General features: G+C 62.5%; 12 protein-coding genes. 3 read left to right on the top strand and 9 right to left on the bottom strand.

Annotated features, from left to right (window positions below; all coding sequences use genetic code 11):
• Positions 1-65 precede the first annotated feature (65 nt).
• The 3 genes from kynB to rtcR form a co-directional block, all read right to left on the bottom strand.
• Positions 66-743, bottom strand: coding sequence for an arylformamidase (gene kynB, locus M2375_RS08740; RefSeq protein WP_259165225.1), 678 nt, complete (start codon positions 741-743; stop codon positions 66-68).
• A 14-nt stretch (positions 744-757) separates the two neighbouring features.
• On the bottom strand, positions 758-2,125 hold the full coding sequence (locus M2375_RS08735) for an amino acid permease (protein WP_259165223.1): 1,368 nt from the start codon (positions 2,123-2,125) through the stop codon (positions 758-760).
• Positions 2,126-2,995: 870 nt separating this feature from the next.
• Positions 2,996-4,612, bottom strand: coding sequence for an RNA repair transcriptional activator RtcR (gene rtcR, locus M2375_RS08730; RefSeq protein ID WP_259165222.1), 1,617 nt, complete (start codon positions 4,610-4,612; stop codon positions 2,996-2,998).
• Between the two features lie 299 nt (positions 4,613-4,911).
• Between rtcR and M2375_RS08725 the strand changes: the two genes are divergently transcribed.
• From M2375_RS08725 to rtcA, 3 genes are read left to right on the top strand one after another with little or no spacing between them, the layout of a single operon-like run.
• Positions 4,912-6,129 (top strand): RtcB family protein, encoded by a 1,218-nt coding sequence (locus M2375_RS08725; protein WP_259165221.1) that lies wholly within the window; start codon positions 4,912-4,914, stop codon positions 6,127-6,129.
• A 43-nt stretch (positions 6,130-6,172) separates the two neighbouring features.
• Positions 6,173-6,829, top strand: coding sequence for a zinc-ribbon domain-containing protein (locus M2375_RS08720; protein ID WP_259165220.1), 657 nt, complete (start codon positions 6,173-6,175; stop codon positions 6,827-6,829).
• Positions 6,830-6,880: 51 nt separating this feature from the next.
• On the top strand, positions 6,881-7,951 hold the full coding sequence (gene rtcA, locus M2375_RS08715; RefSeq protein ID WP_259165219.1) for an RNA 3'-terminal phosphate cyclase: 1,071 nt from the start codon (positions 6,881-6,883) through the stop codon (positions 7,949-7,951).
• A 21-nt stretch (positions 7,952-7,972) separates the two neighbouring features.
• Here the strand turns inward: rtcA and M2375_RS08710 are convergent, their stop codons facing one another.
• The 6 genes from M2375_RS08710 to M2375_RS08685 all read right to left on the bottom strand — a co-directional run bounded on the left by M2375_RS08710 (position 7,973) and on the right by M2375_RS08685 (position 14,840).
• Entirely contained in the window at positions 7,973-8,293 is a 321-nt protein-coding gene (locus tag M2375_RS08710) for a YkgJ family cysteine cluster protein (RefSeq protein ID WP_259165218.1), read from the bottom strand.
• A gap of 115 nt (positions 8,294-8,408) precedes the next feature.
• The gene (gene proX, locus M2375_RS08705; RefSeq protein WP_259165217.1) at positions 8,409-9,422 is read right to left on the bottom strand and encodes a glycine betaine/L-proline ABC transporter substrate-binding protein ProX; all 1,014 of its coding nucleotides are present in this window, start codon (positions 9,420-9,422) and stop codon (positions 8,409-8,411) included.
• 244 nt (positions 9,423-9,666) lie between these two features.
• Complete coding sequence (gene proX / locus M2375_RS08700; protein ID WP_404979296.1) at positions 9,667-10,674, bottom strand: glycine betaine/L-proline ABC transporter substrate-binding protein ProX; 1,008 nt, start codon at positions 10,672-10,674, stop codon at positions 9,667-9,669.
• Between the two features lie 155 nt (positions 10,675-10,829).
• The gene (proW, locus tag M2375_RS08695) at positions 10,830-12,092 is read right to left on the bottom strand and encodes a glycine betaine/L-proline ABC transporter permease ProW (RefSeq protein WP_259165215.1); all 1,263 of its coding nucleotides are present in this window, start codon (positions 12,090-12,092) and stop codon (positions 10,830-10,832) included.
• The gene (proV, locus tag M2375_RS08690; RefSeq protein WP_259165214.1) at positions 12,089-13,393 is read right to left on the bottom strand and encodes a glycine betaine/L-proline ABC transporter ATP-binding protein ProV; all 1,305 of its coding nucleotides are present in this window, start codon (positions 13,391-13,393) and stop codon (positions 12,089-12,091) included. Before proV ends, proW begins: the two co-directional genes overlap by 4 nt.
• 844 nt (positions 13,394-14,237) lie before the next feature.
• On the bottom strand, positions 14,238-14,840 hold the full coding sequence (locus M2375_RS08685; protein ID WP_259165213.1) for a TIGR00645 family protein: 603 nt from the start codon (positions 14,838-14,840) through the stop codon (positions 14,238-14,240).
• Positions 14,841-14,871: the final 31 nt, after the last annotated feature.

The following is a 14,871-nucleotide window of genomic DNA, read 5'->3' as shown; positions in this document are numbered from 1 at the left end:
TCTCTTTAATATAGATGGCGGCAGGTGCTTGCCCATCAAGCATCTGCAGCTATTGAATTGGTAGTTCAGGCGGATGGCTGATTGTAGGTGCCGGGCAAGGCGCGCAGCACGGCGCGTACCGGCGAGGCATCGGCCTGCACCAGCTTCAGGGGCAGCGCGATCAGCTCGTAATCGCCTTCGGGCACGGCATCTAGCACCAGGTTTTCGAGCACGCGCATGTCGTGGCGGCGAATCGTCTGGTGGCTGGGCAAGGCCTTGCTGTCGGCCGGGTCGATGCTGGCGGTGTCGATACCGATCAGCCGCACGCCTAGCGCAGCGAGGCGCTCCACCGTCTCGGCCGCGTAGCCGGTCAGGCCGGCATCCCACTGGGTTTGGGGCATCTGCTGGTAGGTGCGCACCAGCACGCGCGCGGGCAGGTCATCGCCGATGGCGTGCGCAATGTGCTGCCACTCGATCAGCGGGCCGCAGCCGATGGCGTGGATGACGCGGCAGTGGCCCAGGTAGGGCGCCAGATCAACTTGACCGATGGTGGCGCCATCGGGGGCGTAGTGCAGCGGTGCATCGGCATGGGCACCCGCATGCGGGGTGCTGGTGATGCTGGCCACATTGACCGGGCAGCCCGGCCCAATGTTGGCTACCCATTGCTGCTGGTAGGGCGTGTCGCCCGGGAACACCGGCATGCCCACGTAGACGGGGGGTGAGATGTCCCAAAGGCTTGGCGCAGAGTGAGGCGTATTTGGCATAGCTATGCAATGTATCAGCGCTTGCGGTACCAGATCAGGTAGACAGCGGCCAGCACCAGCAGCATGGGCACGCCGATCAGAGTCGTCATGTGGAACACATCGGTGAAGTAGGTGGTGATGATGACGGCCAGCATCAGCACCGCGCCCAACAGGCTGAGTACCGGAAAGCCCCACATGCGAAACTGCAGGCGCTCGCCCGGATGCTCGCGCTGCCAGCGACCCCGGAAGAACAAATGTGTGACAAACACCATGAACCAGGCAAACATCGCGCCGAACATCGAGATCGACATCATCAAGGTGAGTGACTCATCGGGCTTGAGCACGTTGAGCACCATGGCGACCGCCATGCCCAGGCAGGAGATGGCGATGGCGCCCATCGGCACGCCCCGGCTGTTGACCTTGCCCAGCGCTGCCGGCGCATAGCCGCCGCGCGAGAGGCTGAACATCATGCGCGAGGTGACATAGAGCTGCGCATTCATCGCCGAGAGGCTGGCCACCAGCACCACAAAATTGAGCACGCTGGCAGAGCCGGGAATGCCGACGATCTCCATCACCTTGACGAAGGGGCTCTTGTCGGTGCTGGCGTGGCTCCAGGGCACGATCGCCAGCATCAAAGCCAGTGACAGCAGGTAGAACAGCACCAGGCGCAGCACCGTGGTCTTGAAGGCCGAGGTCACCGCCTGGCGGGGGTTCTGCGCCTCACCGGCGGCAATGGCAATCGACTCCAGGCTGAGGTAGCTGAAGATGGCGATGATGACCCCCACCCAGGTGCCCCACCAGCCATTGGGGAAGAAGCCCCGGTCGGCGGTGTAGTTGGAAAAGCCCACCCCTTCGGGCCGCGAGCCGAACACCACATAGGCGCCGATCAGGATAAAGGCCACGATGGCCACGACCTTGACCATGGAGAACACATACTCCATCTGCCCAAAGGCCTTGACGCTGGTGGCATTGACGGCAGCCAGCACGACCGAGAACAGCGCCACCCAGACCCATTGCTCGACCTCGGGGAACCAGTACTTCATGTACTTGCCCACGGCGGTGACCTCCATCCCCACCGCCAGCACCACAGCCGCCCAATAGGCATAGCGCACCATAAAGCCGGCCAGCGGGCTGAGGTAGTGCTCGGCATAGGCGCCAAACGATCCGCTGGTGGGATGCGCAACGGTCATCTCAGCCAAGCAGCCCATCAGCAACAGCCCGATGAGTGCGCCGATGGCATAGCTGATGAGCACGCTGGGCCCGGCAAAGCCGATGGCAAAGGCGCTGCCCATGAAGAGGCCGGTGCCGATGGCGCCGCCAATGGCGATCATCGTCATTTGGGCAGCAGTGAGTTGCTGCAGCAGCCCGCGTTCGCGGCGGGTAATGGATTCAAAAGGGGACACGGGTTTTGGCTTGTTGTGGCTGGGGTGGCGCTGGGCGGCTTTTTGGCTGCTGCTGCGGCGCGTGAAGGTGGGGATTTTAGGATTTGTGGGAAATCCTTGCTGTCTGTTTTTTTGGTTGCTGTGCGATTGGGTCTTATCTTGTTGCTTGCTTGCTTGCTTGCTTGCTTGCTTAGCTAGCAGCTGCTGGCCGGGTCTCGCCCCGGCGGGCGAGGTACTTTTCTTGCGCGGCCAAGAAAAGTACCCAAAAGAAGGCCGCCCCTGCTGACTGCGTCCCTTCGCTTCGCTGCGGGCAACCTGTGGTGCTCGGGCATGGGCTGCACCGCGAAACTCACTGCGCGCCAGAGGCGCTCCGTTCAAACAGACGCGGTGAGTCAGTTCACGAAGCAGTTGCACTCTGCGGTGCAACTGCACAGCCCATGCCCTGTGCTCCTCGGCGCATTCAGAAGGGGTCTGAGCAGACGCAGGCCATCGCTGCGCTCGGCTTGTTTGGGGGGCCGAGCGTAGCGATGGCCCATTGGTATTTGGCTGTTGGGGTGTTCGCATTCCCCTTTTGCATGCGCCTGGGGCGTGGTGTTTGTGGGGTGGCGCTGGCACCGCAGAGTGCCAGCGCTTCGTGAACTAGCTTGCCGCGTCTGTTCGAACGGAGCGCCTTGGCGCGTAGAGAGTTTCGCGGCACACCCCACAAACGCCACGACACAGGTTGCCCTTCGCAAAGCGAAGGGTCGCAAGCAGCAGGGGCGACCTTCTTTTGGGTACTTTTCTTGGTCGCCAAGAAAAGTACCTCGCCCGCCGGGCGAAATCCGGCCAGCAGCATGCAATGAAGAGCAGAAGTTAAAAAATAAACCAAGACCTCAACAAAGAGCAGCCAGCTCAACGAGCAGCACAAACCAAATCCCAACTCAACCCAAACTTCTGCAAATACTTGCGCAACCGATCCGCATCATTCACCACCGCCCGCTGCGCCCGCGAAGCCTGAAACAACTGCCGCCCCGCCTCCGACAAACTACTGGCCGACCGGCACACCCGCACCACCGACACCAACTGCATCCGATCAAACAAATCCATGGCCTCAATGGCATCACCAGGCAACAACGCTTCCAACGCCACTTCAGCAGAACTGTCTAAAGAAGAAGCCACAGCCTCCGGCCGCTTCCACAGCCACTGCAGCCGGCCAATCTCCGCCTCCACCTGGTCCTCGGTGATGCGGCCACTGGTCGACAAAGTAGCCAGCCGCGTCACGCTGGCGTGCAGATCGCGAAAATTGCCGCTCCACAGCGCTTGCGGGCTTTGGGCGAACTGCAGGTAGCGTTTGCGCGCCTCGGCGTTGAAGCGCTCGGTGCGGTGGGTTTGCTGGGCGTGCTGCACCAGCAAGTGGTCGATATTGGGCTCGATGTCTTCGTTGCGCTGGGCCAGGCCCGGCAGGTTGTAGGTCCAGAGGTTGATGCGGGCAAACAGGTCTTCGCGAAAGCGGCCGGCGCTGACCTCCAGGCGCAGGTCGCGGTTGGTGCCTGCGATCAGCTGAAAGTCGCTGCTCACCTCCTTGTCCGAGCCCATGGGGTAGAAGCGCTTTTCCTCGATGGCCATCAGCAGCATGGCCTGTTCGTCGGCGCCCAGCTCGCCGATTTCGTCGAGAAACAGCAGGCCCTGGTCCGCCGTGCGCAGCAGGCCCGCGCGCTCAGCGGCGGCGCCGGTGAACGCCCCTTTCTTGTGGCCGAACAAGGTGCTGGCGGCACTGTCGCCGCGCAGGGTGGCGCAGTTCACTTCGACAAAGGCGCCGCTGATCTGGTGGCGGGCCTTTTTCAGCTCGTACATGCGGCGCGCCAGAAAGGATTTGCCGGCGCCGGTTGGGCCCACTAGCAGCATGGGCGCGCGCGAACGGCCTGCCACCTGCTCGATCTCGGCAATCAGCTGGTTAAAGCGCGGGTTGCGCGTGGGGATATGGCTCTTCAAAAAGGCCACCGCATCTTGCTGGGCCTGTGCATGGCGCGTGGCCAGCGCGTCGTAGCGCGACAGGTCCAGATCGATCAGCGCATAGTTGCCCGCTGCCCCATCAACCTGCCGCTTGGGCGGCGAGGCCTGCAGGATCACGCCGGGGATCGTGCGCGATTCCGCCAGCAGAAACAGGCAGATCTGCGCCACATGGGTGCCGGTGGTGATGTTGAGCCAGTACTGGGCGCTGTCGCTGTCAAAGTGGTAGCTGCTGGTCCAGTCGTAGAGCGCGCCATAGACCTCTTCAAAATCCCAGGGGTCGCGGATCGGTAGCTCCACCAGGTGAACCTCGGTCTCGGGGCTGACCGTGGCGATGTCCTTTTGCACCAGCCGGGCCAGGTCGATGTGCGAGCGCGTGTACAGCAGCTCCATGCGGGCCACCACCATGTCTTCATGCTGGGTGATGGCCACCGAGGGCCGCCATTTGCTCCAGCGGCCTGCGCCGCGCCCGCTGTCGAGTTGGGAGCCGAGAAAGCCGATGACGGTGATGGGTTTCATGAGGGCGCACTTTCAATGTCGTATCTTTAATTCTAGTATGGCTAGTTATTTTGATAAATTTTTGCTGAATCCCTTCTGCATGCAGACAGGGGATATTTTGAAAAATATAGAAAAATCAACTACTTGTTGGAAATTTCTTGCGGGTCGGCAGAGTTGGCACGCTTTTGGCAAATAAGATGGCAAGCGCCACGTGGCGTGAGTCGGGGAAAGCAGGGCGAGGACCCTGCTTTCCCACCGGACGGGGCCAAAACGCTGAAGCGCTAGCCCATACAGATACAGAAGAAAGAGCAGGGAACAACATGTCCTACGAACAACGGCAAGTACCCAATGGCGTGCCGATCAAGATGTGGACCAAGGGCGTGCCGGTGGAGGCCGCGGCCCAGAACCAGCTGGCCAATATCTCGCGTCTGCCGGTGGTGTTCAAGCACGTGGCGGTGATGCCCGATGTGCACTTGGGGATTGGTGCCACGATTGGATCGGTGGTGCCCACGCTCAAGGCCATCATTCCGGCAGCGGTGGGGGTGGACCTGGGTTGCGGGATGATGGCCTGCAAGACCACGTTGACGGCCAGCGATCTGCCCGACAACCTGGCGCCGATCCGCGCTGCGATCGAGCGGGCTGTGCCTGTTGGTATGACGCCCAAGCGCTATGGCCGTGACAAGGGCAGCTGGGAGACGCCGCCTGAGGAAACCGATGCCGCCTGGACGGTGCTGGTGAAAGAGTTCGAGGAGATCTGCGAGGCGCACCCGCGCATCAAGAACACCAACAACTACAAGCACCTGGGAACCCTGGGCTCTGGTAACCACTTTATCGAGGTGTGCCTGGACGAAAACCAGGCGGTGTGGATCATGCTGCACTCGGGCTCGCGCGGTGTGGGTAATGCCATCGGCACCCACTTTATCGAGCTGGCCAAGAAGGATGCAGAGCTGCACCAGCGCAACCTGCCCGATAAGGACCTGGCCTACTTTGAAGAAGGCGCGGCCTACTTTGGGGACTATGTCAAAGCGGTGGGTTGGGCGCAAAAGTTTGCGCGCGCCAACCGTGAGGTGATGATGGTCCGCGTGATTCACGCGCTCAAGAAGGTGATCACCAAACCCTTCGAGACGCACCTGGAGGCCGTGAACTGCCACCACAACTATGTGCAACGCGAGACGCACTTTGGCCAGGAGGTGTTTGTGACCCGCAAGGGAGCGGTGAGCGCACGCCAAGGTGAGCTGGGCATCATCCCGGGGAGCATGGGCGCCAAGAGCTTTATCGTGCGCGGTAAGGGCAACCCCGAGAGCTTCAACAGCTGCAGCCACGGTGCCGGTCGCACGATGAGCCGCACCAAGGCCAAGAAGCTGTTCACGATCGAGGACCAGGTGCGGGCCACCGAAGGCGTCGAATGCCGCAAGGATGCCGACGTGATCGATGAGATCCCCATGGCCTACAAGGACATCGATGCGGTGATGGCGGCGCAGAGTGACCTGGTGGAGGTGGTGTACACGCTCAAGCAGGTGGTGTGTGTGAAGGGGTAGGAAAGGGGGCGGCCGAGAGGCCGTAACCCTGAGGAGAAGGGTGATGAAGAGCAATAAGCAACGCAAGACAGAGATCAAGCAGCGCCGTTGGGGCCGTATGGAGCAGCAGCGCAAGGCGGCCCTGCTGCCGGCCATGCCGCATGCAGCCTTGGCTGCAGATACGCAGCTTCTGGCACTGATCCATGGGCAATCGTTTTGCCATGTGGGTTACTACGTGGATATCAGCTACAGCTGTTGTGACTGCGGTGCCGCCTGTGTATGGACCGCCCAAGACCAGAAGTGGTGGTGCGAGCAAGTGCAAGGCAACCTGTATGCCAGTGCCAGCCGCTGCAAGGACTGCCGTGCACGGCACCGCGCCTGGCGCCAAAGCCATTGCGATGCGGCTGAGATGGAGGCCTTGCGTGCGCTATGGCGTGCCCGCCCCGATGCGTCGGCACGTGCTCGCGTGAATGCAGCCTTGCAGGCCAAGGCTCCGGATCTGCGTTGCCTGGCAGCGCAGGCCCTCGCCTGGTGGTGGGTGCAGTTTGGCGATAAGCCAGCGCATGCACAGCTGGAAGCGCTGAGCCTGGAGCGCAGCTGGGCGCCGCGCATCGACCGCATCCTGCGGCGCGAGCTGGAGCTGCGCCCCGGCGTGCATCGCGTCTGCCGGGTAGTAAGCTATCCGCGCGTCACCATGGGCGCTGCACTGCCCGGCCACTGAGCCCATCCAAGTAGATCAGAAGAAGAACACAGAGAGAGGGAAACCATTCCAATGCAAGTTGCAACCTTATTAGAAGAAAAGGGCTTGGTCGAAATCGACGGCTCGCAAGGCGAAGGCGGCGGCCAGATGCTGCGCACGGCGCTGGCGCTGTCGGTCATCACGCAAAGGCCACTGGCGATGCACAGCATCCGGGCCAAACGGTCCAAGCCGGGGCTGATGCGCCAGCACTTGGCTTGTGTGCAAGCGGCGCAGACGATCAGCGACGCCAAGGTATCGCCGGTCGGCGCGGGCGTGACGGCGCTGCAGTTTGCGCCTGCCACCCTCAAGGCGGGGGACTACCAGTTCCCGATCTCGGGCGCGGGCAGCGCGATGCTGGTGCTGCAGACGGTGTTGCCGGCCTTGCTGATGGCGGATGCCCCCAGCTCTGTGCTGGTGAGCGGAGGCACACACAACCCGCTGGCGCCCAATTTTCACTTTGTCGAGCGTGCTTATGCGCCCTTGGTGGCGCGCATGGGTGCGGGGCTGGATATGCGGCTGCGCCGTTTTGGCTTCTACCCTGCGGGTGGGGGCGAGGCGCTGGCCAGCATCACGCCCGCCGCCCAAGGGCTGCAGCCTTTTGACCTGTTGGCGCGCGGCATGCTGGAGGATGTGGCGGTGGAGGCCGTTTGCGCGGCGGTCCCGCGTGGCGTGGCGATGCGCGAGTTTGATGAGCTGGCGCGGCTGACTGGCTGGGACCGGCGCGCGATGGCGCTGTTGCCCGTGAGCCAGGAAGAGGGCCCGGGCAACCTGCTGCAGGCCACCTTGCGCTACGCGCATGTGACCGAGCTGTTCTGGTGCCTGGGGGCGCATGGGGTCTCGTCCGAAGCGGTGGCGCGCAAGCTCTGCCAAGCGCTGCGCGATTACCAGAAAAAGCCCGATGCCGCCGTGTGTGCCCACCTGGCCGATCAGCTCTTGCTGCTGCAGGCGCTGGCCGTGTGGCAAAGCGGCCAGCCGGCGGCCTTTAGCTGCAGCGAGGCGACCGAGCATCTGCACAGCAATATGGCGGTGATTGCGCAGTTCCTGCCGCTGCGTATGTCCATCGAGACGGCCAGTGCGCCGGTGGTGCGCATTGCGCCGCTGTAACCACCGATGCTGGGGCGCAGACTAGTACAGCCCACCTTCCAGTGCCTGCATGCCATGGCGCACACGCGCCTTGTTGCAGGCTTCGCTGCCGGCCGCAAACTCCCGGCAGGGGGAGGGGCGCCATTCATAGATACCGCAGGCCGCCTGCTGACCAATGGTGCCGGTCAAGGCGGCGCAGCGCGGCCGGGCATAGTCGGTGCCACGCATGCGGCAGGTAAAGTCGTTCACCGCCTCGGCCAAGCCAGAGGGCACACGCCCGCCGTTGTTGTCGCATTCATGGACGGAAAAATCAACGCGAAAGCTGGCGCAGCAAGCGCCGCAACTGAGGCAGGGGTGGGGCATGGGGCATCGTTGGTGTTTGGCCGGTATTGTAGTTTTTGGGCGCGCAATGGGCGCAAAAAAGCCCGCTGGCTAGCGGGCTCGGGGTTTTGGTCGACCGGTTGCGGTGGGGCCAGGCTTACTTGGTGGCCAGCGCGTCTTTGACCCAGCCGTCAAACTTGGCCTGGTTGTTCTTGATCCAGCTGTCCACATGGCGCTGGATGTCGGCGGCCTTGTTTTCGCCATTGCGCATCAGCAGGTTCTGGGCGGTGATGTCTTCAATGGGCACTTGCATGGTGGCAAACAGCTTGGCGGCGGCCGGGTTGGCGTCGGTCCATTTCTTGTTCGCAAGAATGTACTGGTTGTTCACCTTGAAGCCGTAGTTCTTGCCATTGGGCAGGCGGGTGTCCTCATCGCCCTTGGCATTGGGCACATTGGGCACCTGCAGCCAGACAACATCTGTGCCGGGCTTGAGCACACCGTTGACCCAGTAGGGGGTCCAGACGTAGTAGAGCACCGGCTTGCCCGATTGGTAGCGCGCAATGGTGTCGGCAATCAGCGCAGCGTAGTTGCCCTGGCGGTGGGTCACGCTGGCCTCCAGGCCCAGGCCTTTGAGGTGCTTGTTGATGGCCAGCTCGCAGCCCCAGCCGGGGTTGCAACCGGTCAGGTCGGCCTTGCCATCACCATCGGTATCAAACAGCTTGGCGATCTTGGGATCCTTGAGCTGCATGATGTCGGTGATCTTGTACTTCTCGGCCGTGGCCTTGTCGATCAGGTAGCCCTGGGCGGCATTGGTCGAGAACATGCCTTCGCGGTAGAAGACCTTGGCGCCGCCATTGCGCTCATAAAACTCCTGGTGCAGCGGAATCCAGTGGTTGGCCATGAAGGTGGCATCGCCCTGGCCGACCACGACGTGCTCGGTGCCGTTCTCCAGCCCTTTGGGCTCCTTGACGTTGTAGCCCAGCTTTTCCAGGCCGCGCGAGACGATCAGGGTCTGGAACATCTCCTCGTCCACCGTGCCCAGCAGGGGCAGCACATCCTTGCCCTTGCCGGGCAGGTCTTGCGCCTGGGCGACGGGGCCCCAGGCCATCAGCGAGATGGCGGCAGCGCAAGCCAGATGAAGGGGGCGATTGAGGTGGTTTTTATAGGTCATGGTCTTCTCCTTGGATTGAAACGGCGATGCGCAAGGCGCGCACCGAGAGGGAACATGGGAGCCCGGGGGCAAGGCGGAACCAGACCCGGCCGGTGAGGCCGGATGGTCTGGTGTCCGCTTGCTGGGGTCGGGGGTGGCAGCGCTGGCGCTGCGTCCCTTCGGCATGGTTTGGCATGGCTTGGCATGCCGCGATGCGCTGCACAGGCGCCGGCCATCGGCAAGCCGGCTGCCTGCGGCAGCAGGATTACTGCGCCTTGGCGGCGTCCAGTGCGGTCTTGATCCAGCCGTCGAACTCGGCCTGGTGGGCCTTGATCCAGCCGTCGGCGTGGCGCTCGATATCGGCGGGTTTGTTCTGGCCGTCCTTCATCGCCAGGTTCTGGGCGTTGATGTCCGAGACCGGCAGTTTCATCGTGGCAAACAGCTTGGCGGCAGCGGGGTTGGCCTCGGCAAATTTCTTGTTGGCGACGATCTTCTGGGTGTTGAGCGGGAAGCCGTAGTTCTTGCCATTGGGCAGGGCGGTTTTCAGATCTGCCTGGTTGCCCGGCAGGGCAGTGAACGGCACTTGCAGCCACACCACATCGCGGCCCGGGCGCAGCTCGGCGCTGACCCAGTAGGGCGTCCAGGTGTAGTACAGGATGGGCTTGTCGGCCTTGAAGCGGGAGATGGTGTCGGCCATCAGCGCGGCATAGGTGCCTTGCACATGGGTGACGGTATCGCGCAGCTGGTAGGCGGTCAGCTGGTGCTCGATGGCACCTTCGCAGCCCCAGCCGGGGGTGCAGCCGGTCAGGTCGGCCTTGCCATCCCCATCGGTGTCAAACAGCTTGGCGATCTTGGGGTCCTTGAGCTGTTCGATATTGGTGATCTTGTGCGCGTCGGCGGTTTTCTTGTCGATCAGATAGCCTTGCACGGCACTGGTCGAGTACTCGCCTTCGCGGTAGAGCTTGTCAGCGCCGCCGGCGTTTTTGTAGAAGTCGGCCTGGAGCGGGTCCCAGTGGTCGGCCATATAGGTGGCGTCGCCATTGCCAATTGCTACGTGGGCGGTGGCGTATTCGACTTCACGGATGGGCAGCACCTCGTAGCCCAGCTTTTGCATGGCCTTGTTGACCAGCAGGGTCTGGAAGGTTTCTTCGGCGATCGAGCTTTGCAGCGGCTGGACCTTGATGCCCTTGCCAGGCAGATCTTGGGCCAGGGCGTGGCCGGCAGCGGCCAGGCCGGCAGCCAGCAAACTGGTGGTCAGCAGGCTTTTGACCATGCGGGTAGGCATTGCCAAGGCGTGCCAGGAATGGGTGGTGAATGTCATGCGTGCTCCTTGTTCTGGGTTTGGACGGGGCGCAGCGCGCGCCGCCAAGAAGAGAGTGCGCCGAGCACCGCAGCCCCTTTGCCAGGGGGCGGTGCTTGGCGGGTGCATCAGGCGGCAGGAACTGCGTTCTGGCCTGTTTGCGTGGCTACCGCTTGCTGAGCCTGGGGCTGTGGCGCGGGGCTGGCCTGGGGCTTGTTCAGGCTGCGGGCAATGATGCCGGCCGGGCCCGTTTGCCACCAGTGGCGCGCACCACGGCTTGGCTGGCCCATGGCTTGGGTGATGCGGTCCAGCAGAATGGCGAGCAGCACAATGCCCAGGCCGCCCACCGTTGCCAGGCCCATGTCCAGGCGGCCGATACCGCGCAGCACCATCTGGCCCAGACCGCCCACGGCGATCATCGAGGCAATCACCACCATCGACAGCGACAGCATCAGCGACTGGTTGATGCCGGCCATGATCGAGGGCATGGACAGCGGCAGCTGCACCTTCCACAGCAATTGCATGGGCGAGGCACCGTAGGCGCGGCTGGCTTCAATCAGGTCAGGCCGCACCTGGCGAATCCCCAGGTTGGTCAGGCGCACCAGCGGGGGCAAGGCAAAGACGATGGTCACCACCACGCCAGGCACATTGCCAATGCCGAACAGCATCACCACCGGCACCAAATAGACAAAGGCCGGGGTGGTCTGCATGGCGTCCAGCACCGGGCGGAAGAACTTCTGCGCGCGGTCACTGCTGGCCAGCAAGATGCCCAGCGGCAGGCCGATGATGATGCAGAAGGCGAGCGAGGTCAGCACCAGCGACAGGGTGACCATGGCCTCATGCCAGATGCCCAGCATGCCGATGACCAGCAGCGACACCACGGCCCCAACGGCCAGGGCACCGCCGGCAAATTGCCAGGCAATCAGCGCGAGGATGGTCACCATTGCAAGCATGGGAATGGCGGTCAGAAAATGCTCCACCCCCGTGAGCGTGGCGTCAATCGGCGCGCGCACGGTTTGGAAGAAGGGGCGGAAATTGGCCACCACCCAGGTCAGGCCGCTGTTGATCCAGTCCTGCACGGGCAGGCTGCCGTCCCAAAGCTGGTTGAGCTGAAAGCCGCTGTCATGCACGGCTTGGGCGTGCTGGGCCGCGGACTGTGCGGCGTCTGCCGATTGGCCAACCGCATCGGGGCCGCCCAGCCAGTCGGTGTTGCCCGAGACATTGCCGACAGCCTGCCAAGGGTCATCGCTTACGGCAGCTTGGGCCGGGGCGCTGGCTGCGTCGGTGTTGGTCCAAGCGGTGGCAGCGCTTGATGCGCTCGAGGCCGTATCGGCCCAAGGGTCTGCAGCGGCAGTGTTCTGCGCGATGGTCATGGTCTGGTCGGTACTCATGCGGCACTCCTGTTGTCGTTGTTATGGGTGTTGGCAGCCTCTGTGGCTGCGGCCTGGCTGGCGGCCTGCAAGGCAATCACGGCCGGGTCCGTGGGCGGCACGGGCGGCGTGTCGCGGTCCAGGAAGCGCAGCAAGGTGTTCTTGCTGATCGCGCCGACAAAGCGGCCATCGGCGCGCAGCACCGGCAGCGGGCAGGGCGCTTGCGCGACCTGGCCAAACAGGTCGGCGACCAGGGCGTCTTCTGCAATCGGCTCGACCTTGTCCAGGTAGGCATGCTGCAGACCCAGGGGGCCGACGTGGCCCTTCAAAGCGTTGCGCAAGGATTCGGTGGAGACGGTGCCCAGGTACTGCTTGCGGGGCGAGACGATGTAGGCAAAGTCGCGGTCCTCGTCCTGCAGCAGCTGCATGGCGGCACGCGCGCCGCGCTGGTCGCTTTCCTTGACGATGGTGATCGCACGGCGCGCGATATCCGCCGCCTTGAACACCGCTGCGGCGTCCACGCCCTGGATAAAGGCGCGCACATAGTCGTTGGCGGGGTTGCGCAGAATGTCATCGGGCGTGCCGACTTGCTGAACCATGCCGTCCTTCATGATGGCGATGCGGTCGCCGATGCGCATGGCTTCGTCCAGATCGTGCGAGATAAAGACGATGGTGCGGCGCTTGATCTCTTGCAGGCGCATCAGTTCGGACTGCATCTCCGTGCGGATGATCGGGTCCAGCGCCGAGAAGGCCTCGTCCATCAGCAGGATGGAGGGGTCGGATGCCAGCGCCCGGGCCAGGCCCACCCGCTGCTGCATGCCGCCAGACAGCTCATCGGGGTAGCTCGCGCCCCAGCCGGCCAGGCCGACTTGCTCCAGCGCCTGCTCGGCAGCGGTCAGCCGTTCCTGGCGGGCTACGCCTGCCAGTTCCAGGCCGAAAGCGGTGTTCTCGACCACGGTCAGGTGAGGCATCAGTGCAAACGACTGGAACACCATCGAGATGTCTTTGCGTCGTAGCGCGCGCAGCTTGCTGTCGGAGAGCTGGTTGATGTCCTGGCCATCGACGACGATGGCGCCGCTGGTGGGCTCGATCAAGCGGTTGAGCATGCGCACCAAGGTGGATTTGCCCGAGCCCGACAGGCCCATGACAACAAAGATTTCACCGGCTTCGATGGTGAAATCGGCGTCAAACACGCCGATGGAGTTGCCGGTCTTCTCCATGATTTCTTGTTTGCTGGCGCCTTGGCGTACCAAGTCCAGCGCGGCTTTGGGGGAATCTCCGAACACCTTGAAAACGTGCTCGATACGGATTTGTTTGGCCATGCTTGGCTCCTCCCTGGGTTGTAGTGGCTACAACGCTGAAGACGCCCTCAAAGGGCGTCGTCCAGCACGGGACCGTCATTTCTCAACCCTGATGCCGATAGCTGCGCCCGGCTGTGCAAAAGCGACAACCATGGCAAGCCCTCGTGGGCGGGACACACAATGTGACCAACAATTTCTGCCTGAACCGGGCGTGCATGCCAGAAGCGCGGGGCCTCAGGGTCGAGCCAGGGACAGGGTCTCTCGTGCGCATTGCAACCTAATGGTTCCAATCACGCGAGCGGGGCGGGCACTGTAAGAAGGCCACCACGCCGGGGCATCAGGGCCGGGGCAATCCGGCCTGTTGACGGACTTTGGCGTGCTGCCAAAGACCCGACGGAGACGATCCGCGCCTGTCAGAAAGGCACGGATTACCTGCGTTGCAGGTTGTAAAACATTCGATAAGTATACTTATTGGAAATATAGAAGTCAAAGAAACAGGGTTTCATCCGGGCTAATTAAGGCTTGGAACCGGCCCTTTTGCCCCGCTATTTTTTGGGATTGCTATCTTTTTTCTAGCATCAAAAAACCAAATATGGTCGGATCCGGCGGTGCAGAGATTTTCCAATAACTTCACACATGGTTACAATTTGAGGAAAGTTTTGCAGTGCAAAGGGTCTGATTTCTATTTTGCCGACCGATGGTGTTGCTTGTTGTAGTGATGCTGCTTTTTGCAGGCAAATGGCTGCCATTAAATGAAAAATATGGCGGGAGGTGTAGGAGTTTTCCGCCCGTGGCTGTCAGTGCCACAACCATGAAAAAGCCCCGCTCTGGGGCGGGGCTGGGAGGTGACAGCGGCGTAGCGGTTTCAGTGTGTGTCTTTATGAGACGCACCTATGGGGTGCAGAATGCGGTCCGTCCAGGCAATGGCCAGGGCAGAAAGCAGGAACACCACGTGGATGATGGTCTGCCACATCAGCACCTTCTCGCTGTAGTTGGGCGCATTGATAAAGGTCTTGAGCAGGTGAATGGAGCTGATGCCGATGATGGACAGACCCAGCTTGACCTTGAGCACCGAGGCATTGACATGCCCCAGCCATTCGGGCTGGTCCGGGTGGCGGTTGAGGTGCATGCGGCTGACAAAGGTTTCGTAGCCGCCCACGATCACCATGATCAGCAGGTTGGAGATCATCACCACATCAATGAGGCCGAGCACCACCAGCATGATGATGGTCTCGTTGAGGGCGGTGATCTGGACATCGGGTGAGTAGCCCACGGCGGTGACGAGAATGCGCAGGGCCTTCTCGCTGCCAAAGGCGGCTTCTACCAGGTGCAGCAGCTCGACCAGGAAATGCCAGACATACACCAGCTGGGCGACGATCAAGCCAAGGTACAGCGGCAGCTGCAGCCAGCGGCTAGCAAAAATCAGCGCCGGCAAGGGGCGCAGAGGGGCGTTTTGAGGGAGAGACATGGTGGAGGGGGTAGTGGAGAGAGCGCCCTGC

This window comes from Comamonas sp. BIGb0152, from assembly GCF_024809975.1.
GTDB lineage: Bacteria > Pseudomonadota > Gammaproteobacteria > Burkholderiales > Burkholderiaceae_C > Comamonas.
Note: the sequence above shows the minus strand (reverse complement) of the source record. Positions and strands in the feature narration are given on the sequence as shown.

Coding starts and splice junctions, on each gene's coding strand:
- kynB (WP_259165225.1), bottom strand. CDS start 743: ATGCCAAATACGCCTCACTCTGCGCCAAGCCTTTGGGACATCTCACCC.
- rtcR (WP_259165222.1), bottom strand. CDS start 4,612: ATGAAACCCATCACCGTCATCGGCTTTCTCGGCTCCCAACTCGACAGC.
- M2375_RS08725 (WP_259165221.1), top strand. CDS start 4,912: ATGTCCTACGAACAACGGCAAGTACCCAATGGCGTGCCGATCAAGATG.
- M2375_RS08720 (WP_259165220.1), top strand. CDS start 6,173: ATGAAGAGCAATAAGCAACGCAAGACAGAGATCAAGCAGCGCCGTTGG.
- rtcA (WP_259165219.1), top strand. CDS start 6,881: ATGCAAGTTGCAACCTTATTAGAAGAAAAGGGCTTGGTCGAAATCGAC.
- M2375_RS08710 (WP_259165218.1), bottom strand. CDS start 8,293: ATGCCCCACCCCTGCCTCAGTTGCGGCGCTTGCTGCGCCAGCTTTCGC.
- proX (WP_259165217.1), bottom strand. CDS start 9,422: ATGACCTATAAAAACCACCTCAATCGCCCCCTTCATCTGGCTTGCGCT.
- proX (WP_404979296.1), bottom strand. CDS start 10,674: ATGGTCAAAAGCCTGCTGACCACCAGTTTGCTGGCTGCCGGCCTGGCC.
- proW (WP_259165215.1), bottom strand. CDS start 12,092: ATGAGTACCGACCAGACCATGACCATCGCGCAGAACACTGCCGCTGCA.
- proV (WP_259165214.1), bottom strand. CDS start 13,393: ATGGCCAAACAAATCCGTATCGAGCACGTTTTCAAGGTGTTCGGAGAT.
- M2375_RS08685 (WP_259165213.1), bottom strand. CDS start 14,840: ATGTCTCTCCCTCAAAACGCCCCTCTGCGCCCCTTGCCGGCGCTGATT.